Origin of the sequence: Gordonia paraffinivorans (assembly GCF_900683595.1) — a bacterium.
Taxonomy (GTDB): domain Bacteria; phylum Actinomycetota; class Actinomycetes; order Mycobacteriales; family Mycobacteriaceae; genus Gordonia; species Gordonia paraffinivorans.
In genome coordinates this window covers 915455-933480 of record NZ_CAACYD010000006.1, presented here as the reverse complement: position 1 = coordinate 933480, position 18026 = coordinate 915455, and the positions used below count along the sequence as shown (strand labels likewise).

Below are 18026 nucleotides of genomic sequence, written 5' to 3'. Positions count from 1 at the left end.
GGTGTCAGCGTGTCTCGACCCGACTCCGGCAGCCAGGATCCCGCAGGTGAACTTCCTCATCACCACGAGGACTTCAAGACCCGGCATGCCCCCATGCCGATCGAGCTGCCCTTCGACGACGAAGAGGCGTCGACCGACGTCGACCTCAAGACGCAGCTGATCCGGTTCGTCGTCACCGGTGCGGGATCGGCCGTCCTCGACTTCGGGCTGACGCTGTTCCTGCAGTACGTGGTCGGGACCCCGGACTGGGTCGCCAAGGCGTTCGGCTTCATCCTCGGCACGACGGTCGCCTACCTGATCAACCGGCGCTGGACGTTCCGCGCCGAACCGAGCGCCGCCCGGTTCATCGCGGTGGTGATCCTCTACCTCGTCACGTTCGCGGTGAACGTCGGCCTCTACAGCTGGCTGTCGTCGCTGTGGCCGCAGACCGCGCTCTACTCGGCGATCGCGTTCGTCATCGCCCAGGGGACCGCGACCGTCATCAACTTCGTGGTCCAGCGGGTGGTCATCTTCCGGATCCGCTAGGCCCGCGCCGGCACCGCGGGCGGGATCGCCGCCAACAGGGTTCTCGTGTACTCGGTCTCGGGCTCGTGCAGGATCCTCGACGCCGGGCCGGTCTCGACCACCCTACCGTGCTGCATCACCGCGACCGTGTCGCTGATCTGCTCGACCACCGCGAGGTCGTGCGCGATGAACAGGTAGGTCAGTCCCTTCTCGCGCTGTAGTCCGGCGAGGAGGTCGAGCACCCCGGCCTGGACCGAGACGTCGAGGGACGCGGTCGACTCGTCGAGGATGAGGATCTCCGGTTCGGAGGCGAGCGCCCGTGCGATGCAGACGCGCTGACGCTGCCCGCCGGACATCTCGTGCGGGTAGCGGTCGAGGAACGACGCGTCGAGGCTGACGTCGGACAGCAGCCTCCCGGCGCGATCCCGGATCTCGCCGCCTCGGCGGGCCAGTCGGTGGGTGCGCAGCGGCTCGCCGATCGAGGCGGCGACGGTCATCCGCGGGTCGAGCGACGCGGCCGGGTCCTGGAAGACCATCGCGACGCGTCGGCGCAACAGGGCCTCGTCGGCGCCCCGGGCGCCGATGGCCTCGATCTCGCGGCCGTCGACCGACACGCGGATGCTGCCGGTGACGGTGGTGCCCTGTCCGGAGCCGATGAGCCCGGTGATGACGCCGGCGACCGTGGACTTGCCCGAGCCCGATTCGCCGACGATGCCGAGGGTGCGTCCGCGGGCGACCTGTAGGTCGACGCCGTCGGCGGCATGGACGTGGACACGGCCGGCCGGGCCGCGCACCATGTGGTCCACGCCGAGGCCGTCCACGCGGAGTGCGATGTCGCGGGCCTTGTCCGTCGATGCCCCGTGTCCCCGCTGCTCGACCTTGCTGAGCAGCGGCCGGGCGTCGAGGAGCTTCTTCGTGTAGTCGTCGTGCGGGTCGTCGAAGAGCTCTGCGACGCCGCGGCTCTCGACGACGCGCCCGTCGCGCATCACCATGACGCGGTCGGCGATGCGGCCGATCACGCCGAGATCGTGGCTGATCCACAGCACCGCCATACCTCGTTCGCGTTGCAGTTCGGCCACCAGGTCCACGATCTGGGCCTGGGTGGTGACGTCGAGTGCGGTGGTGGCCTCGTCGGCCACGAGGAGGTCGGGGTCGCAGGCCAGTGCGATCGCGATCATCACCCGCTGGCGCTGGCCGCCGGAGAGCTGATGCGGGTAGGCGCGCAAGCGGCTCTCGGGATCGGGCAGGTGCACGTCGCGCAACAGTTGCAGTGCGCGTTCGCGTGCCTGCTGACGGGAGAGCCCGAGGTGGCGCCGCGGCCCCTCGGTGAGCTGCTGCTCGACGGTCAGCAGCGGATTCAGGCTCGACGACGGGTCCTGGAAGACGAAACCCACGCGGGTGCCGTGCAGTGCGCGCAGCCGTGACGCCGGCGCGCCGACGATCTCGGTGCCGGTGAGGACCGACGACCCGGTCACGTAGGCGCTCGGGGCGTCGAACAACCCGGTGGCCGAGAGAACGCTCAGCGACTTGCCCGATCCGCTCTCGCCGACGATCCCGAGGGTTTCGCCGCGGGCGACATGGAAGTCGATGCCGTGGACGATCTCTCGCGATCCCACACCGACGACGAGGTTCTCGACGCTCAGGACGGCATCGTCGGGAACCGGATCGGTGCGGGCGGCAGCGGTGGTGGCGACCGTCGGTCTCCGCTCGTGGCCGCGATTGCGCAGGAGCGTGCGCTGTCGGGGATCGAGGACATCGCGCACACCGTCGCCGACGAGGTTGAACGCGAACACGGTCAGCAGGATCGCCAGCCCGGGGAACACCCCCATCCACCACGCGTCGGTGATGAACCCCTGTGCGTCGAAGAGCATCCGGCCCCAGGACGGATCGGGCGGTTGCACGCCGAGGCCGAGGAACGACAGGGCCGCCTCGGAGAGGATGGCGAAGGCCAGCGAGATCGAGGTCTGCACGATCACCGGCCCCGAGATGTTCGGCAGCACATGGCGGGCCAGGATCCGCGAGGTCCCGACCCCGGTTGCGCGAGCCGCCTGCACATACTGCGTCTGGCGCACGCGCAGGGTGTCCGCACGGGCCACGCGGGCGAAGATCGGGATGTAGACGACGCCGATGGCGATCATCGCCGACGTGACGCCGGGTCCGAGGATCGCCACGATGGCCAGCGCCAGGAGGAGCACCGGAAACGAGAAGACCACGTCGACGATGCGCATGAGCGCGGTGTCGAGGACGCCGCCGGCGTAACCCGCGACCATGCCGAGGATCACGCCGACGGTCAGCGAGATCGCCACCGCGATGACCGCCACCAGCAGGCTCACCGAGGCCGCGAGCACCACCCGGGAGAAGACGTCGCGTCCCAGGTCGTCGGTGCCGAACAGGTGCGACCAGCTCGGCGCCGCGAGTGCATTCGGCACGTCGATCTCGTTGGCGCCGTAGGGCGCGATGAGCGGTCCGAAGACCGCGCACACCACGACCACCCCGATGACGACGAGCCCGACGACCGAGGCGCGGTTGCGCAGGAACAACCTCCATGCGGAGTCCGTCGACGTGGGTTCGGCACCGGCGGGAGCGCCAGCGGCCGACTCGTCACCGCTGATGGCTTCGGGCTTGGTCATGACAGGCGGATCCTCGGATCGATGGCGGCGTAGAGGATGTCGACCACCAGGTTGACGAGCAGGAAGATCACCGCGATCAGCAGGATCGCGCCCTGCAGCACCGGATAGTCGCGTGCGGCGACCGAGTCGTACACCAGCAGTCCGAGGCCGGGCCAGGCGAACACGACCTCGACGACGATCACGCCGCCGAGCAGGGCGGCGAACTGGATGCCGGAGATGGTCAGGACCGGCACCAGGGCGTTGCGGCCGACGTGGTCGAGCATGATCCGTTTCCGGTTGAGCCCCTTGGACTCCGCGGTCGTGATGTAGGGCGCGTTGACCACCTCGAGGACCGAGGAGCGCACGTAGCGGGTCATGATGGCGCCGGTGACCAGACCCACGGTGATCGCGGGCAGGACGAGATGCTGCAACCATCCGACCGGACTCTCGGCGAACGACTCGAAGCCCGCCGACGGCAGCCAGCCGAGTGCGGTGGAGAACAACCCGATCAACAGGATGCCCATCCAGAAGTCGGGAACCGAGATGCCGAACTGGCTGATGACGCGGATGACGTTGTCGGCCCAACGGCCTTCGCGCAGTGCCGCCGTGAAGCCGAGGGGAACGGCGATCACGAGTGCCACCACGATCGCCGCGAGAGCCAGCGTGATGGTCGCGGGCAGGCGGTCGAACAACATGGTCGTGACGGGTTCGCTGTTGCGGAAACTGACCCCGAGGTCCCCGGTGAACGCGTTGCCCACATACGACGCCAGTTGCGACATGAGCGGCTGGTCCAGACCGGACGCGCTGCGCAGCGCGCCGTACGACTCGGGCGTGTAGCGGGTGCCGAGGGCGATGCGCACCGGGTCTCCGGGAACGATCTGGATCAGGAAGAACACCGCGACCATCACTCCGAGGAGCACCGCGACGGTGTAGGCGAGGCGGATCACGATGAACCGCACCAGCGGTGAGCGCAGGACCGTCATCAGGTGTTCCTCTCCAGGCGGACCGAGCGGAAGCGGACCGCCTTGTCGGAGCGGACGGTGTAGTCGCGGACCGCACGTGAGTACGCCTGCGTCGCCGACGGGTTGTACAGGTACAGGTAGCTCACGTCGTCGGCGATCTGACCGGCCGCCTCCGCATAGATCCGCTTGCGCTTCTCGACGTCGAGTTCGGTGCGCCCGCGGTCGAGCAGCTCGTCGACCCGGCGGTTGGAGTACTTCTGCGCGTTCGACGTCCCCGCCGAATGATGCTGCGCGTAGTAGAAGTCGTCGGGATCGATGTTGCCGAGCCAGCCGAGCATCAGCGCGTCGAAGTCGCCGGCCGCCTGACGGTCGAGCCAGGCGCCGAAGTCGAGTTGCTCGATCTTCACCGCGATGCCGATCTTCTCCAGGTTGGACGCCACCACCTGCGCCGCGGTCACCGTCTCGGGGTATTCGGTGGTGACCATCAGGCGCATGTCCGTGCTCCGGATGCCTGCCTGCCGCAACAGGTCCCGCGCCTTGTCCAGCGCGGCGTCGTGGTCGGGGCCGACCGAATACCGGTCGTAGGGGGCGTACCAGGGGCTGGTCGACGGGATGGCCAGCTGATTGGGGTTCGCGGTACCGTACCCGACCACCTGGGCGATCGAATCTCGGTCCACCGCATACGAGACGGCCTGGCGGACGCGGGGATCGTCGAAGGACTTCGCCTCGAAGTTCATCGTGATGTACCAGTAGTCGTTGGACACCACGGTGCCGACGACCAGGGCGTCGTCGCGGGAGAGGACCGGCAGTTGTTGGGCGGGAACGGCATCGGTCCAGTCGATCTCGCCCGAGCGGAGCGCGGAGGCGGCGGTCGTGCCCTGGGAGATGAAGCTGTACCGGATTCCCTCGATCGCCGGCGGGCCGGCCCAGTGATCGGGATTGGCGGCGAGGTCGATCCAGGCGCCGGGGGAGCGGGAAGTGAACGAGAAGGGCCCCGTTCCCACCGGCTTCGTCGCGATCTCCCCGGATTCCACGTTGCGGCGGTTGACGATCGCGAGTCCCTTGAACCCGCCGATGTTGGTCAGCAGGTTGGGGGTCGGATCGGTGACGGTGAACTCGACCCGCCGCTCGTCGAGGGCGGTGACCAACTCGATCGCCGCGAGCTTCCAGGCGTTCGACAGTTCTTCGTCGATGATTCAGCGGAACGAGAACTCGACGTCCGCGGCGGTGAGCGGGTCGCCGTTGTGGAAGGTGATCCCGGGTCGGAGGAGGAAGATCCAGCGCCGGCCGTCTGGGCTGACCTCCCAACTCTCGGCCAGTGCCGGGCGCATCCGGAGTTGGTCGTCGGGTTCGACGATGGTGTCGAAGACGTTCTCGAGAACCTCGAAGGTGAAGTAGGAGCTGGATTTCTGGGGATCGAGCTGGTCGGGCTCGCCGGCGATGGCCACCCGTAGCGTGTTGGGGGAGACCGACGCCCCGCCGCAGGCGGCGAGCGCCGACGCGCCGAGGACCGAGGCTCCGGTGAGACCCGCGAGGGTGAAGAACCTGCGCCTGCTCAATGGCATGACGCGCGCGTACCCGGGGACGGCGCGCCCCAAACCGCCCCGGGGCCCGGTCAGACGGTCAGCCGTTCACCTTGGCGATCACGTTCTCGGCATACCAGTTCAGGTGGTCGATCTTCTTCTGCAGCGGCTCGGTGTCCTCGCCCATGATGTAGGGCAACCGGAATCCGACGATCACGTCGGTGATGCCCTTGTCCTCCAGGCGCTTACATCCGTCGACGGTGTAGGCGTCCATCGAGATCACGTGGATCTCGAAGGGATCGTTCGCCTTGCCCTCGGCCTTGCGGATCTCGTCGATGCGCTTGAGCAGGGCGTCGAGCTCCTCCGGCGGGCCGCCGCCGTGCATCCAGCCGTCGCCCCGGATGACGGCCCGCTTGAGCGCGGCGTCGGCGTGGCCGCCGACGAGCAGCGGGATCGGCTCGGTGGGCGCCGGCGTCATCTTGATCTTCGGGATGTCGTAGAACTCGCCGTGGAACTCGAAGTACTCGCCGGTGGTGAGCCCGCGGATGATGTCCATGCACTCGTCCATCCGCTTGCCGCGACGCCGGAAGTCCACGCCCATGAAGTCGTAGTCCTCCGGCCACGGGCTCGTGCCCACGCCGAGGGCGAGGCGGTTGTCGGTCAGGTAGGCGACCGAGCTCGCCTGCTTGGCCACCAGCACCGGCGGCCGGACCGGCAGCTTCAGGACGAACGGGGTGAACCGGATCGTCGAGGTGACCGCGCCGAGCGCCGCGGCCTGGATGAACGTCTCGATGAACGCCTTGCCGTCGAGGAACTCGCGGTTCCCGTCGGGGGTGTAGGGGTACTTCGCGTCCGATTCCTCGGGGTAGGCGATCGAATCCGGGATCGTGAACCCCGCGAACCCGGCCTTCTCCGCGGCCTGCGCGAGCGGCGCGTAGTACGACGGGTCGGTCATGGCCTCGGCGAAGGTGAACCGCATTGTGCTCCTCGTGACGGCGCGGACGGACTCCACCCAGAGTAGAACACGTTCTAGTTTGGCGGGAGGGGATTTGCCGTCCGCCCAGGTCGGAGGGGGAGCGAAGATGCGGCCGCCGGTGCTGGAACCCGCGACCAGATGCCGCGACTCGGCGTGTTCGGGGAACAGGGAAGCGTTCGCCCTACGGCCGCTCGAACCTCTCCCGGCGCCCCAGGCCGCGCAGCCGGATCCACTCGGCGAAGCCCTTCGGATCACGTTGCTGCACAAGGAAGAACCAGCCGAAGCGGGCGTACTCCTGGGGCAGCAGCTTGCGCATCCCGGGCTGGCTCATCAGGTACCCGCGGTTGCGGTAGGTGAAGTAGCGCTTGACCTCGTTGTCCGGGTATTGGGTGTGCATCCGCCCGCCGAGGATGGGCCGGAACTCCGCCGACCCGTCGGGGTGCAGGTAACCGGCCCGCAGGCAGGTCCCGAACCGCGCGCCGGACCGCGCCAGGCGGCGGTGGATCTCGACCTCGTCGCCGCGGAAGAACAGGCGAAGGTCGGGGACTCCCACCCGCTCGAGGCACTCGGCCGAGAACAGGGCGCCGTTGAACAACGACGCGATGCCGGGTAGGAGGTCGTCCTCCTGCGCCTCGCCGTCGGCGAAGAGTTCCGAGCGCTTGCGACGCCACACGAGCCCGCGGCGCAGCGGGAACGCGAGGGTGTCCGGATCGTCGAGGTTGGCGACGACCGGCGACACCTCGTCGAGGCCGTGGCGCTTCGCGCAGTCGAGGAGGGTGGACAGGACGGTCGGGCCGTCGGGGCGGCCGTCGTCGTCGGCGCACCAGACCCAGTCGGCGCCGAGCGCCAGCGCCTGCAGCATGCCGAGGGCGAAGCCGCCGGCACCGCCGAGGTTGCGCTTGGACCCGATGTAGGTGGTGGGAACCGGCTGCGCGGCAACCAGTTCGGCGACCTCCGGCTCGTCGGCGTTGTCCACGACGACGAGATGGTCGACGGGGCGGTCCTGGCCGGACACGATCGTCAGCGACTCGGCGAGCAGCTCGACGCGACGATGGGTGACCACCACCGCGATCACCTTCTCGGCCGGGGCCGGTGTCGCGCCGTGGTCGGGGTGATCCGGGCTCACTCGGACGCCTTCGTGGAGTCGTCGGCCTTGACCTCGGCCATGATCTTGCGGACGTGCGCGGCCGCGGCGGGGCCCTCGTAGGCCTCGACGACCTCGTCGATCCCGCCCTCCATCCGGACCTCGCCCTTGTCGATCCACAGGGCGCGGTCGCAGAGCTGGGCGAGGAACTCGTTGGAGTGGCTGGCGAAGACGAGGATGCCCGAACGCTCGACGAGCGCCTGCAACCGTCCACGTGCCTTCTTCATGAACTCCGCGTCGACCGCGCCGATGCCCTCGTCGAGGATCAGGATCTCCGGGTCGATCGACGTCACCACGCCGAGCGCGATGCGCACCCGCATGCCGGTGGAGTAGGTCCGCAGCGGCATCTGCAGGTAGTCGCCGAGCTCGGTGAACTCCGCGATGTCATCGATCTTCTTGAGCATCTCCTTGCGGGTCATGCCCAGGAACATGCCGCGGATGATGATGTTCTCGTAGCCGGAGATCTCCGGGTCCATGCCGACGCCGAGATCGAAGACCGGCGCCACCCGGCCCTGCACCCGGCAGGCGCCGCGGGTCGGCTCGTAGATGCCCGACAGCAGGCGCAGCAGCGTCGACTTGCCGGCGCCGTTGTGGCCGACGAGGCCGACGCGGTCGCCGTGCTTGAGATGGATGTTGATGTTCTTGAGCGCCTCGACGACCACGACGTTGGACGCGTTGGCGCCGATGACGCCACCGGCCGCGCCGATGACCGTCTTCTTCAGCGACCGGGTCTTGGCGTCGAAGATCGGGAAGTCGACGCACGCGTCCCAGGTATCGACGCGGACCCGCGTATCGGGGGCGATGTTCTTCTTGGCCATCAGTACAGTCCCTACACCCAGTACGCCACGCGGGCCCGGTAGTTGCGCATCACCAGCATGCCCAGGATCCAGCCGAACGCGGTGCATCCGAGGACGACCGCCCAGTGGTAGAACTCCACCGGCTGGCCCAGCAGCGGGCCGCGGGCGATCTCCAGGTAGTGGAACATCGGGTTGAGTTCGACGAGCTTCAGCCGCGACGAGGTCTCACCGGTGGCGTTGGACAGGCTGGTGGTGGTCCAGATGATCGGCGTCATGAAGAACACCAGGCGCACCGCGGTGGTCAGCAGCTGGCCGATGTCGCGGAACCGGGTCGACAGGATGCCGAACACGATCGTCACCCAGATCGAGTTGAGCATGTAGAGCACCAGGGCCGGGACCACCAGGAACGCGCTCCAGCCGATCGGCGGCGGGAAGATCAGGAAGACGATCACGATGATTGCCACGTTGTGGGCGAAGATGATCAGCGCTCGCCACACCACCCGGTAGACGTGCACGCTCACCGGTGCCGGCAGCTGCTTGATCAGGCCCTCGTTCTTGGAGAACACCTCGGAACCGTCGAGGATCGAGCTCTCGATGAAGTTCCAGAAGATGAAGCCGAGGGTGACGTAGGGCAGGAACACCTTGATGTCCATGCCGAACAGCTCGCCGTAGAGCAGCCCCATCGCGGTCGCGGTGACGGCGGTGGCGATGGTGATCCAGAACGGTCCCAGCGCCGACCGCCGATACCGTTGCTTGATGTCCTGCCAGCCGAGGTGGAACCAGAGTTCGCGGCTGGCGAGACCGTCGCGGAGATCCTTGACCGCACGCGCGAAGGTGCGTGACTCAGAGCTCTCGGGACGCGCGGGAATCGCGTCGTCGTCTACTACCGCTGACACGAGGAGTCAGCGTACCCGCGTTGCGGGGAGTCCCACCTCAGAGGTACTGGCCGGTGCTGTGACCGGGGTTGTGCTGGGCGGCCTGCATGCCGGCCGGCAGCGCGCCCTGGCGCATCTGCTCGAGCTGTGCCCGCGCGGCCATCTGCTGGGCGAACAGCGCGGTCTGGATGCCGTGGAACAGGCCTTCCAACCAGCCCACGAGCTGGGCCTGGGCGATGCGCAGCTCGGCGTCGGACGGCGTCTCCTCGTCGGTGAAGGGGAGGGCGAGCCGCTCGAGTTCCTCGCGCAGCTCGGGGGCCAGGCCGTCCTCGAGCTCGCGGATCGAGGACTGGTGGATCTCCCGCAGCCGGTTGCGCGATGCCTCGTCGAGAGGAGCGGCGCGCACCTCCTCGAGGAGCTGCTTGATCATGGTGCCGATCCGCATGACCTTCGCGGGCTGCTCGACCATGTCGGCCACGCTCGTCGACTCGTCGGACGAGTTCTGGTCCTCGGCCTTGCCGGGCTGCTCTCCGCGCGACCCGACGATGATCACGTTGTTGTCGGGCCTGATCACGCCGGGATCGGGACCCTGTCCTGGAGTGCCATTGATAGCCATGACTCTCATTGTGCCCGGTCGGCGGTCGGCGATGGGCCGGGGCGCGGGTTTCGTCCGCTTTCGGGCCGCGACGACGGCGTCGTGCGTGGCTCGCGGGACGGCCGGGGTGGGCCCGGATGCGGCGTCTATCCTCGTGCCATGGCTTTCGACGTCGCCTATGTGCGTGGATTGATTCCATCGCTGGGCGACGGCTGGATTCACCTCGATCCGCAGGCGGGGATGCAGGTTCCCGACTCCGTCGCCACCGCGGTGACCACCAGCTTCCGGCACCTCGCGACCGCGCCGGGCGGGGTGTACCCGTCGGCGCGGGCCGCGGCCGAGGTGACCGACAGCGCGCGTCGCGCGATCGCCGACCTGGTCGGGGGCGACGCCGCCGGTGTCGTGCTCGGCGCGTCGCGGTACGCGTTGCTCTCCGTCCTCGCCGAGGCGCTCGCGCCGCACGCCTTCGTCCGCGGCGACGTCGTGGTGACCCGGCAGGACGACGAGCCCAACATCGTGCCCTGGCTCCGAGCCGCCGAGCGCTACGCCGGTCGTATCCGCTGGGCCGAGGTCGACGTGGAGACCGGCGCCCTGCCGACATGGCAGTTCGGCGAGCTGATCACCCCTGACACCGAGATCGTCGCGGTCACGCTGGCGTCGTCGACGATCGGCGCCATCACCGACATCGGCGAGATCGCCCCACTCGCCCGGCAGGCGGGGGCGCTGCTCGTCGTCGACGCCACCAGCGCCGCGCCGTACCTGACCCTCGACATCGACGAGCTCGGCGCCGACGTGCTGGTCGTCTCGGCCGAGCGATGGGGCGGTCCGCGCGTGTCGGCGATGGTGTTCCGCGAACCGCGCGTGATCGACCGGCTGAAGATGATGTCGATGGACCCGACCGCGACCGGCCCGGCGCGGTTGGAGCCGGAGCCGCTGCAGCCGTCGCTGCTGGCGGGGCTGGTGGCCTCGGTGGAGCATCTCGCCGGGCTGGACGAGGACGTCATCGGCAAGCGCCGTCGCCGCCTGGTCGCCTCCATGGACGGCGTCTACGAGTACCTGCAGCGGCTCGGCTACTACCTCATGTCGACGCTGTCGCAGCTCAACCATGTGAACGTGGTGGGCGCGGAGGAGAACCGGGTGCCGTTGGTGAGTTTCACGGTGGACTCGGTCGGCGCGAAAGATGTCGTCCGGCGTCTCGCCGACAACGGGGTGTGCGCCCTCGCCGACGTCCCGAACCGGGCGCTGGTGCGGATGGGCGCGCCCGACTTCGGCGGCGCGGTGACGGTCGGGCTGGCGCCGTACTCGACCCCCTACGAGGTGGACCACCTGGTGCGCACTCTCGGGTCGCTCGCCTGAGCGCAGGGTGCACCCGGGTCACAGAAACTCACTATCTCGTGCACAAAATTGCAACAATGTATGTTGGCCCGTTGTGTCGGGAAAGAACCACACCACGGCCGTTCGGCGCGCGTTGACATCCGACGAGGCGCAGAGCTGGCTCGAACTGGTCGACGGCGGGTGGGCGCTCTTCGAGCGCATCAACGACGAGTTCGTCCGGCGCGGGCTCTCGCTCTCTGACCTGCGCATCCTGGAGGTGATCGGCCAGTCGCCGCGGCAACTGGTGAGCGAGGTCGCCGACGCGGTCCACATGCGGGTGAGCACCGTGTCCCGGATGATCGGGCGGCTCTGCGACGTCGGCGACGTCGAGCGGCTGGAGTCCAAGGCCGACGGCCGGTATCGCCTCGTGCGGCTGACCGATCAGGGGCAGGCCACGCTGGAGACCCACGTCCTGCTTCGCGACCGCGTCATCCGGCGGTACGTGGTCGACGCGATGACCGCCGACGAGTTCGCCGCCCTCGGGTCCGCGTTCGGCAAGATCCGTGCGGCCCTGGCCGCGGCGGACGCCGGGGAGTAGCCCGCGGGCCCGGTGTCCGACGGTCGGCACCGCCGGCCAGGCGACCTCGCCGCCCGTCGGGTCGGCGCGATCGGCTCCCTTTCGGCTCCGAGGGGCGGACAATGGCCTCATGCCCACAGTGGTCTGGATCGTCATCGCAGTGGTCGCCGTCGCACTGGTCGTCGGCGGACTGGTGCGGATGCGGGACTGGCTGAAGAAGCCCGTTCCACCCGAGGTGATCGAAGCGGCGCAACGCCGACGCGAACTCGAGCGCGAGGAAGGCGACTGAGCGAGAGGGCGCCCGGCCCTCTCAGCCCGTCAGCAACACCTTTCCGACGGCGTCGCCGCTGTCGAGGTGGGCATGGGCTGCGGCGGCCTCGGCGAGCGGGAAGGTTCGGTCGACGACCGGCTGCACCTTTCCGGACTCGATCAGCGGCCACGTCCGGCCGACCGTGGCGGCGACGATCTCGGCCTTCCCTCCCGGCCCGTGGACCGGCCGCGCCCGCAGGGTCGTCCCCATCACCGAGAGCCGCTTGGCGAGCAGCAGCCCGATGGGCAGTTCGGCCTTGGTGCCGCCCTGCATGCCGATGATCACCAGCCGGCCTCCGGTGGCCAGCGCCTTGATGTTCGAGGCCAGGTACTTCGCGCCGATGATGTCGAGGATGACGTCGGCGCCGCCGTGCTCCTTCATGACCGCGGCGAAGTCCTCGCTCGTGTACTCGATGAGGATCTCCGCGCCGAACTCTCGGCACCGCTCGAGCTTCTCGCGGTTGCGGGCCGTGACCGCCACCCGCGCACCCATCGCGTGCGCGACCTGCGTCGCGTGGGTGCCGATGCCGCTCGAACCCCCGTGGATCAGCAGCAGCTCCCCGGTGGACAGGCCCGCGGTGTCGAAGACGTTGGACGACACCGTGCAGGCGACCTCGGGGAGCGCGGCGGCCGAGACGAGGTCGACCCCGCGCGGCACCTGCATCACCTGCTCGGCCGGCACCGCGACCTTCTCCGCATATCCGCCGCCGGCGAGGAGGGCGCACACCTCGTCGCCCACCTGCCAGCCCGAGACCCCTTCCCCGACCGCCGAGATCCTGCCGGACACCTCGAGGCCCATGATCTCCGACGCCCCGGGCGGTGGCGGATAGTTGCCCGCGCGCTGGAGGAGGTCGGCGCGATTCACTCCCGCCGCGACCACGTCGATGACCACTTCGCCGGCGGCCGGCGACGGGTCGGGGACATCCTGCAGGGACAGATTCTCGGCTTCGACGACGATGGCTTTCACGGTGTCGATGGTTCCACAGCGGCGTGTGGGCCCGAGGGCCTTCGATCCTCCCGGTCAGGAACCGGCCAGCACGGTGACGTGGTTGGCGACGGCCAGGCCGCCCATGTTGTGGACCAGCGCGTGGTGCGCGTCGGGCAGCTGCATGTCCCCGGCGCGACCGGCCAGCTGGAGTGCGCCGATCACGTGCTGGGACACGCCGGTGGCGCCGACCGGATGTCCCTTCGCCTTGAGTCCGCCGGAGACGTTGACCGGCAACCGGCCGTCGCGGGCGGTCCACCCCTCCTCGATCGCGCGGCGTCCCTGACCCGGTTCGGTCAGGCCGAGCATCTCGTAGACGATGAGCTCGGCGATGGTGAAACAGTCGTGCACCTCGGCGAGGGACATGTCGGCGAGGGACAGCTTCGCCATCTCCAGGGCGCGCTGGGTGGCCAGCCGGCCGGCGACGAAGTCGGTGATGTCGCGGCGGTCGGGGTCGAGGTGGTCGTTGGCGTGGGCGAACCCCTCGACCCAGGCCAGTGCCGACGACGGGTTCCGTTGCAGGACGAGCGCGGCGGCGCCGTCGCTGACGAGCGAGCAGTCGGTGCGGCGCAGCTGCCCGGCCACCACCGGATTGCGCTCGGAGACGGTCGAACAGAACTCGACGCCGAGATCCTTGCGGACCTGTGCCCAGGGGTTGGCGCACCCGTTCGCATGATTCTTCGCCGCGATCCGGCCGAGCACGTCGCCGAGGTCGTCGATCTCATGGCGTCGCGCGTACTGATCTGCCACCTCGGCGAAGACGCCCACGAAGCCGCCGGGGAAATCGGTCCCGGCGCGCTGCGGGTCGGCGCCGAGCAGTGCACGCCCGACGGTGGCGTTGTCGACGTGCGTCATCTTCTCCACGCCGACCACGAGCACGGTGTCGGCCGTCCCGGACAGGATGGCCTTGACGCCCTGGTGGACGGCGGCCGTGCCCGAGGCGCAGGCGTTCTCGACCCGGGTCATGGGCTTGCCCCAGAGGCCGGGTGCGGCTCGCATCGGCAAGGAGGACGGGAAGGCGAAATCGGTGAGGCCGCTGTTGAACTGGGCGACGAAGACCTCGTCGACCTCGCGGGCGTCGGCCTGAGCGTCGGACAGGGCCTCGGTGGTGACCGCGGACACCAGTGAGGACAGGTCGTCGTCGACGAGTCTGCCGAAGCGGGTGTGGCCCACCCCGGTGATGCCGATGCGTGTGCTGGTCATGCTCTCTCCTGTGCTGCGAGTTGGAAACGGCGGATCTTGCCCACCGAGGTGCGCGGCAACTCGTCGATGACGGTCCACCGGCGCGGCCGCGCCGCGGGTTGCAGGTTCTGTTCGGCCCACTGCCGCAACTGTTCCGGCGACGGCGGCACGTCCTTGTCGGCCGGCACGATCCAGGCGGCGGGAACGTGGTCCCGGATCGGGTCGTCGATCGCGAGGACCGCGGCCTCGAGGACGCCGGGCGCCTCGGCGAGTGCGGCCTCGATCTCGGTCAGCGAGACGTTCTCGCCAGACACCTTGACCACGTCGTCGACGCGTCCGACGAACGTCAATTGGCCGTCGTCGCAACGCCGTACGAGGTCACCCGTGCTGAACCACACATGGTCGGCGTCGGGCGTCGGCACGTCGAGGTCGACGAAGGCGCGGGCGTCGGCGGCGGGATTGTCGAGGTAACCGGCGAACAGGTCGCGACCCCGCACCCCGGCCACGGTGAGGATGCCGGGCTCCCCGTCGGCGGCCGGTCGGCCGGTGTTCGGATCGATCAGAGTGATTGCGCGACCGTCGATCTCCGGTCCTATCCGGTCATGGGTGGGACGATCGGGGTCGTTGGCGGTGACCACGGCGACGGTCTCGGTCATGCCGTAGATCTGCCGCGGGGCGGCACCGCACAGCCTCGCCATCTCCGACCAGTGGCCCAGGGCCAGGTTCTGGGCGAACCAGAGATGGTGCAGGCTCAGCCGTGGCGCGTCGTCGCGGCGTCGGGCGAGGATCATCCTGATCGGCGCGGCGAACAGGCTGGCATGGGTGGCCTGCAGTTCGTCGACCTCGTGCGGCCAGCGACTCGCGGTGAACCGTGCGGTGAGGGCCACCGACGCGCCGGTCGCGATCGCCGAGGCGAAGCAGTAGTACTGCGCGTTGGCGTGGAACAGCGGCAGGCACACGTACCAGCGATGATGCGGGCGGAGTTGTGCCAGGTCGGCCATGGTCCGTCCGACGTGGGCGTAGTTCGCCTGGGTGAGCACCACGCCCTTGGGCTCGGAGGTGGTGCCGGAGGTGAACATGACCGCGAGCCGGTCGTCCGGTGCCGCGCTCGCAGGTTCCTGCCACAGGTCGGAACCGACCAGCGGCGAACCGTCCCGGAGGTCGGCGGCGGTCTCGGCGAGGGCGATCGCCTGCTCGGCGCCGCCGGCGGCGACCGTCTCCTCGAACTCCTCGGCGCAGATCGTCACCGCGGGACGGATGCGGCGCAGCTGACGGGCGACGTCGCGCGGGGTCGAACCGGGATCGACCGGGACGAACCAGGCGCCGAGCCGAGCGGCGGCCAGCCAGATCGCGATGAACGCCGGACAGTTGCGCAGCATCACGTGGACGGGAGCGTCGGCATCGACGCCACGCTCGGCCAGGGTGGCCGCGACCCGGCCCACGACGTCGTCGAAGCGGTCGTAGGTCCAGGAGGAGACGGTGCCGTCGAGATCCCGGAACACCAGGAACTCGCGCGCACCGTGGTCGCGGACCGCTCGGTTCCACAGGGCAGCAAAGGTCTCGGCCATGGCTGTGACGGTAGTCACCTGTCCCGGGGGTCGCCGTGTCCCAAGTTGGGACAGCCTCGGGCCGTGGACAGCGCGGACCACTCCCGAGACGCCTGGACGACGGGTCCCGGAAGGGCCGTCGCCCAGGGTATTTCGGGATGACGTGGCTGTTTGGCGCGTTGCAGAGGGGAGGAGGGTCAGGCGGTGATCCCGTACGTGCGGAGCTTGCGGTAGAGGCTGGAACGGGCCATCCCGAGGTGGGCCGCCGCCGCCACCCGGTTGCCGTCGAACTCGCGCAGGGCGGCCACGATCGCGTCGCGTTCGGCCTGCTCGAGCGGGGTCAGGTTGTGCGAGACCGTGGTCTGGCAGTACCCGGGGAGGTCCTGCTCCTGGATCTCGCCCACCGGGCGCTGGCGCAGTGCATGCTGCAGGGCCTCGGTCAGCTGGGTGACGTTGCGCGGCCACGAGTATCGCGACACTACACGCATCGCCGCCGGGCTCAGGCGAACACGACGCTCGGGGGCGATCTGCCGGAGGACCGAGGCCACGATCTGGGGCAGGTCGTCGGTGCGCAACCGCAGGGGTGGGACGGTGATCGCGACCTCGAAGTGCGACAGCAGCATCTGGAACGGCAGGTCCGAGTCGAGCGACGAGTCCGACAGCGTCGCCACGCACCACGTCGGCTCCTCGTGCTCGGCCAGCGCCCTGAGGATGTTCGAGATCTGTTCGGCGCCTTCGGTACTCGCCTGGTCGATGTTGCGGATGATGAACAGGGTCGGCCCGGCCTGGCCGGCGAGCATGGTGTCCAGATCCACGTCGGTGTCACCCTCGTCGACGATCTGGCAGGCGTCGATGCTGACGCTGCGGGCGTCGGGGAAGGCGTCGTGGAAGATCTCGGCGACCAGGGTGAACTTGCCCGAGCCGCTCTCGCCGATGACCACGGCGGGTTGGTTCTCGGTCAGCACCTGACGCACCTGTTCGCAGGCTCTGACCCAGGCCGGGGTCGAGCCCACCGCGACGCTCTGGTGCTGCTGACGCGTCAGGTCCCCGACCACGCGCGACGACGAATGTCCTGCGATGGCGATCTGCGGCAGCACGTGCTCGTCGAAGTCGCCGGGGAGGCCGAAGCGCGGGGCCGAGGCGATCTCGGCGATCACCACCAGTCCGGCCACTTCCGAGCCCACCAGGATGCGGGTTCCCCGCAGGGTCACCAGCCGGTCGTCGGGCAGGGCGATGGTGTCGCTGGCCTTGTCCCGCCGGCCCATCATGAAGATCGCGTGGTCGCGCAACAGTTGCTGCTCGGCACTGGAGAACAGTGCCTGAGCTGCGGCGTTGGCCATGAACACCGAGTCTCCGAAGGCGAGCACCGCCTGGCGTCCGGCCTTGGCGTCGATCTGGATGTAGGTGTCGAAGATCGCCTGTTGGGACTGGCTGCGGTCCAGGAGCAGGTTGCGCGCGATGTCCTTGGCGGCCGCCTTGACCAGGGTGTGCATCAGCGGGCTCCAGCCCGTGCTCAGCGTGGAGATGTCCAGGACGCCCTCGATGCGGCGGGTCACCGGGTCGATGATCGGGGCGCCGGTGCAGGCGAAGGTCTGCAGGTTCTCGGCGAAGTGTTCGGGTCCGACGACGCTGATGGGCTGGCCCGCCTCGAAGACGGTGCCGACCCCGTTGGTGCCCATCGAGTCCTCCGAGTAGCGGAAGCCGGGGGCGAAGTTCACCCGGTCCAGGAGGCGTCCGACCGCGCCCGAGGTGTCGATCCGCTGGATCACGCGGGCGCGGCTGTCGGTCAGCGCGATCACCATCGGGGTGTCGCCGACATCGGTGCCCAGCTGGCGCAGGACCGGGCGGGCGCAGCGCATCAGCAGGGAGCCGGTGTCGATCTCGTCGCTGAAGTCGGTGCACGGCTGGGAGTGGTCGACGCCGGCAGCCTGGCTGCGCTCCCACGAGGCGGCCACGATGTCGGGTACGCCCGCTGCGCCTGATCTGCCCGATTCGAGGAAATCCGCCCTGGCCGCGGCGGTTCGCAGCATTCGATTCGTGGCGTTGGGCACGCTCGTCTCCTCACTTCCTCGGAAGATGACTGAACCATCATCCCTGTGACGCGGGACACAACCAACCCTCGAAAGT

General features: G+C 69.2%; 15 protein-coding genes and 1 pseudogene. 4 read left to right on the top strand and 12 right to left on the bottom strand.

Annotated elements, in window-relative coordinates; translation table 11 throughout:
* The first annotated feature begins 9 nt into the window (after positions 1-9).
* On the top strand, positions 10-525 hold the full coding sequence (locus E1P53_RS11270) for a GtrA family protein (RefSeq protein ID WP_006900968.1): 516 nt from the start codon (positions 10-12) through the stop codon (positions 523-525).
* Here the strand turns inward: E1P53_RS11270 and E1P53_RS11265 are convergent.
* From E1P53_RS11265 to E1P53_RS11230, 8 genes and pseudogenes are all read right to left on the bottom strand, one after another.
* Positions 522-3134 carry an ABC transporter ATP-binding protein/permease gene (locus E1P53_RS11265; RefSeq protein ID WP_131734338.1) on the bottom strand — a complete coding sequence of 871 codons (2613 nt, stop codon included), beginning with the start codon at positions 3132-3134 and terminating at the stop codon, positions 522-524. The two genes, E1P53_RS11270 and E1P53_RS11265, sit on opposite strands and share 4 nt — an antisense overlap.
* A complete protein-coding gene (locus E1P53_RS11260) occupies positions 3131-4096 on the bottom strand; it encodes an ABC transporter permease (protein ID WP_131734337.1) in 966 nt (321 codons plus the stop codon). Before E1P53_RS11260 ends, E1P53_RS11265 begins: the two co-directional genes overlap by 4 nt.
* Positions 4096-5640 (bottom strand): annotated as a pseudogene (locus tag E1P53_RS11255) (ABC transporter substrate-binding protein). Before E1P53_RS11255 ends, E1P53_RS11260 begins: the two are co-directional and overlap by 1 nt.
* Before the next feature lie 58 nt (positions 5641-5698).
* The gene (locus E1P53_RS11250) at positions 5699-6577 is read right to left on the bottom strand and encodes a TIGR03619 family F420-dependent LLM class oxidoreductase (RefSeq protein ID WP_006900972.1); all 879 of its coding nucleotides are present in this window, start codon (positions 6575-6577) and stop codon (positions 5699-5701) included.
* A gap of 178 nt (positions 6578-6755) precedes the next feature.
* The gene (glfT1, locus tag E1P53_RS11245; RefSeq protein ID WP_131734336.1) at positions 6756-7700 is read right to left on the bottom strand and encodes a galactofuranosyltransferase GlfT1; all 945 of its coding nucleotides are present in this window, start codon (positions 7698-7700) and stop codon (positions 6756-6758) included.
* Entirely contained in the window at positions 7697-8536 is an 840-nt protein-coding gene (gene wzt, locus E1P53_RS11240; RefSeq protein ID WP_131734335.1) for a galactan export ABC transporter ATP-binding subunit Wzt/RfbE, read from the bottom strand. The genes glfT1 and wzt overlap by 4 nt, the downstream gene beginning before the upstream one ends.
* Positions 8537-8547: 11 nt before the next feature.
* Positions 8548-9411, bottom strand: a complete 864-nt coding sequence (gene wzm, locus E1P53_RS11235; RefSeq protein WP_006900975.1) for a galactan export ABC transporter permease subunit Wzm/RfbD — start codon at positions 9409-9411, stop codon at positions 8548-8550.
* A gap of 37 nt (positions 9412-9448) precedes the next feature.
* Positions 9449-10006 carry a bacterial proteasome activator family protein gene (locus tag E1P53_RS11230; RefSeq protein WP_131734334.1) on the bottom strand — a complete coding sequence of 186 codons (558 nt, stop codon included), beginning with the start codon at positions 10004-10006 and terminating at the stop codon, positions 9449-9451.
* A 138-nt stretch (positions 10007-10144) separates the two neighbouring features.
* Here E1P53_RS11230 and E1P53_RS11225 point away from each other — a divergent pair, with 138 nt between their 5' ends.
* The 3 genes from E1P53_RS11225 to E1P53_RS20455 all read left to right on the top strand — a co-directional run bounded on the left by E1P53_RS11225 (position 10145) and on the right by E1P53_RS20455 (position 12165).
* Complete coding sequence (locus tag E1P53_RS11225) at positions 10145-11341, top strand: cysteine desulfurase-like protein (RefSeq protein ID WP_131734333.1); 1197 nt, start codon at positions 10145-10147, stop codon at positions 11339-11341.
* A 73-nt stretch (positions 11342-11414) separates the two neighbouring features.
* Complete coding sequence (locus E1P53_RS11220; RefSeq protein ID WP_181954827.1) at positions 11415-11897, top strand: MarR family winged helix-turn-helix transcriptional regulator; 483 nt, start codon at positions 11415-11417, stop codon at positions 11895-11897.
* A 109-nt stretch (positions 11898-12006) separates the two neighbouring features.
* Positions 12007-12165 (top strand): hypothetical protein, encoded by a 159-nt coding sequence (locus E1P53_RS20455; RefSeq protein WP_006900979.1) that lies wholly within the window; start codon positions 12007-12009, stop codon positions 12163-12165.
* 21 nt (positions 12166-12186) lie between these two features.
* Here the strand turns inward: E1P53_RS20455 and E1P53_RS11215 are convergent, their stop codons facing one another.
* The 4 genes from E1P53_RS11215 to E1P53_RS11200 form a co-directional block, all read right to left on the bottom strand.
* On the bottom strand, positions 12187-13152 hold the full coding sequence (locus E1P53_RS11215; RefSeq protein ID WP_131734332.1) for an NAD(P)H-quinone oxidoreductase: 966 nt from the start codon (positions 13150-13152) through the stop codon (positions 12187-12189).
* A 54-nt stretch (positions 13153-13206) separates the two neighbouring features.
* Positions 13207-14373 (bottom strand): thiolase domain-containing protein, encoded by a 1167-nt coding sequence (locus E1P53_RS11210; protein ID WP_131734331.1) that lies wholly within the window; start codon positions 14371-14373, stop codon positions 13207-13209.
* Positions 14370-15920: a class I adenylate-forming enzyme family protein gene (locus tag E1P53_RS11205; protein ID WP_131734330.1), complete on the bottom strand. Its 1551-nt coding sequence runs from the start codon at positions 15918-15920 to the stop codon at positions 14370-14372. Before E1P53_RS11205 ends, E1P53_RS11210 begins: the two co-directional genes overlap by 4 nt.
* 176 nt (positions 15921-16096) lie before the next feature.
* Positions 16097-17950: a sigma-54-dependent Fis family transcriptional regulator gene (locus E1P53_RS11200; RefSeq protein ID WP_131734329.1), complete on the bottom strand. Its 1854-nt coding sequence runs from the start codon at positions 17948-17950 to the stop codon at positions 16097-16099.
* Positions 17951-18026: the final 76 nt, after the last annotated feature.

What these genes read in the sequence shown, in the direction of transcription:
- E1P53_RS11265 (WP_131734338.1), bottom strand. Translation starts at nt 3,134, where the DNA reads ATGACCAAGCCCGAAGCCATCAGCGGTGACGAGTCGGCCGCTGGCGCT.
- E1P53_RS11260 (WP_131734337.1), bottom strand. Translation starts at nt 4,096, where the DNA reads ATGACGGTCCTGCGCTCACCGCTGGTGCGGTTCATCGTGATCCGCCTC.
- E1P53_RS11250 (WP_006900972.1), bottom strand. Translation starts at nt 6,577, where the DNA reads ATGCGGTTCACCTTCGCCGAGGCCATGACCGACCCGTCGTACTACGCG.
- wzt (WP_131734335.1), bottom strand. Translation starts at nt 8,536, where the DNA reads ATGGCCAAGAAGAACATCGCCCCCGATACGCGGGTCCGCGTCGATACC.
- E1P53_RS11230 (WP_131734334.1), bottom strand. Translation starts at nt 10,006, where the DNA reads ATGGCTATCAATGGCACTCCAGGACAGGGTCCCGATCCCGGCGTGATC.
- E1P53_RS11225 (WP_131734333.1), top strand. Translation starts at nt 10,145, where the DNA reads ATGGCTTTCGACGTCGCCTATGTGCGTGGATTGATTCCATCGCTGGGC.
- E1P53_RS20455 (WP_006900979.1), top strand. Translation starts at nt 12,007, where the DNA reads ATGCCCACAGTGGTCTGGATCGTCATCGCAGTGGTCGCCGTCGCACTG.
- E1P53_RS11210 (WP_131734331.1), bottom strand. Translation starts at nt 14,373, where the DNA reads ATGACCAGCACACGCATCGGCATCACCGGGGTGGGCCACACCCGCTTC.
- E1P53_RS11205 (WP_131734330.1), bottom strand. Translation starts at nt 15,920, where the DNA reads ATGGCCGAGACCTTTGCTGCCCTGTGGAACCGAGCGGTCCGCGACCAC.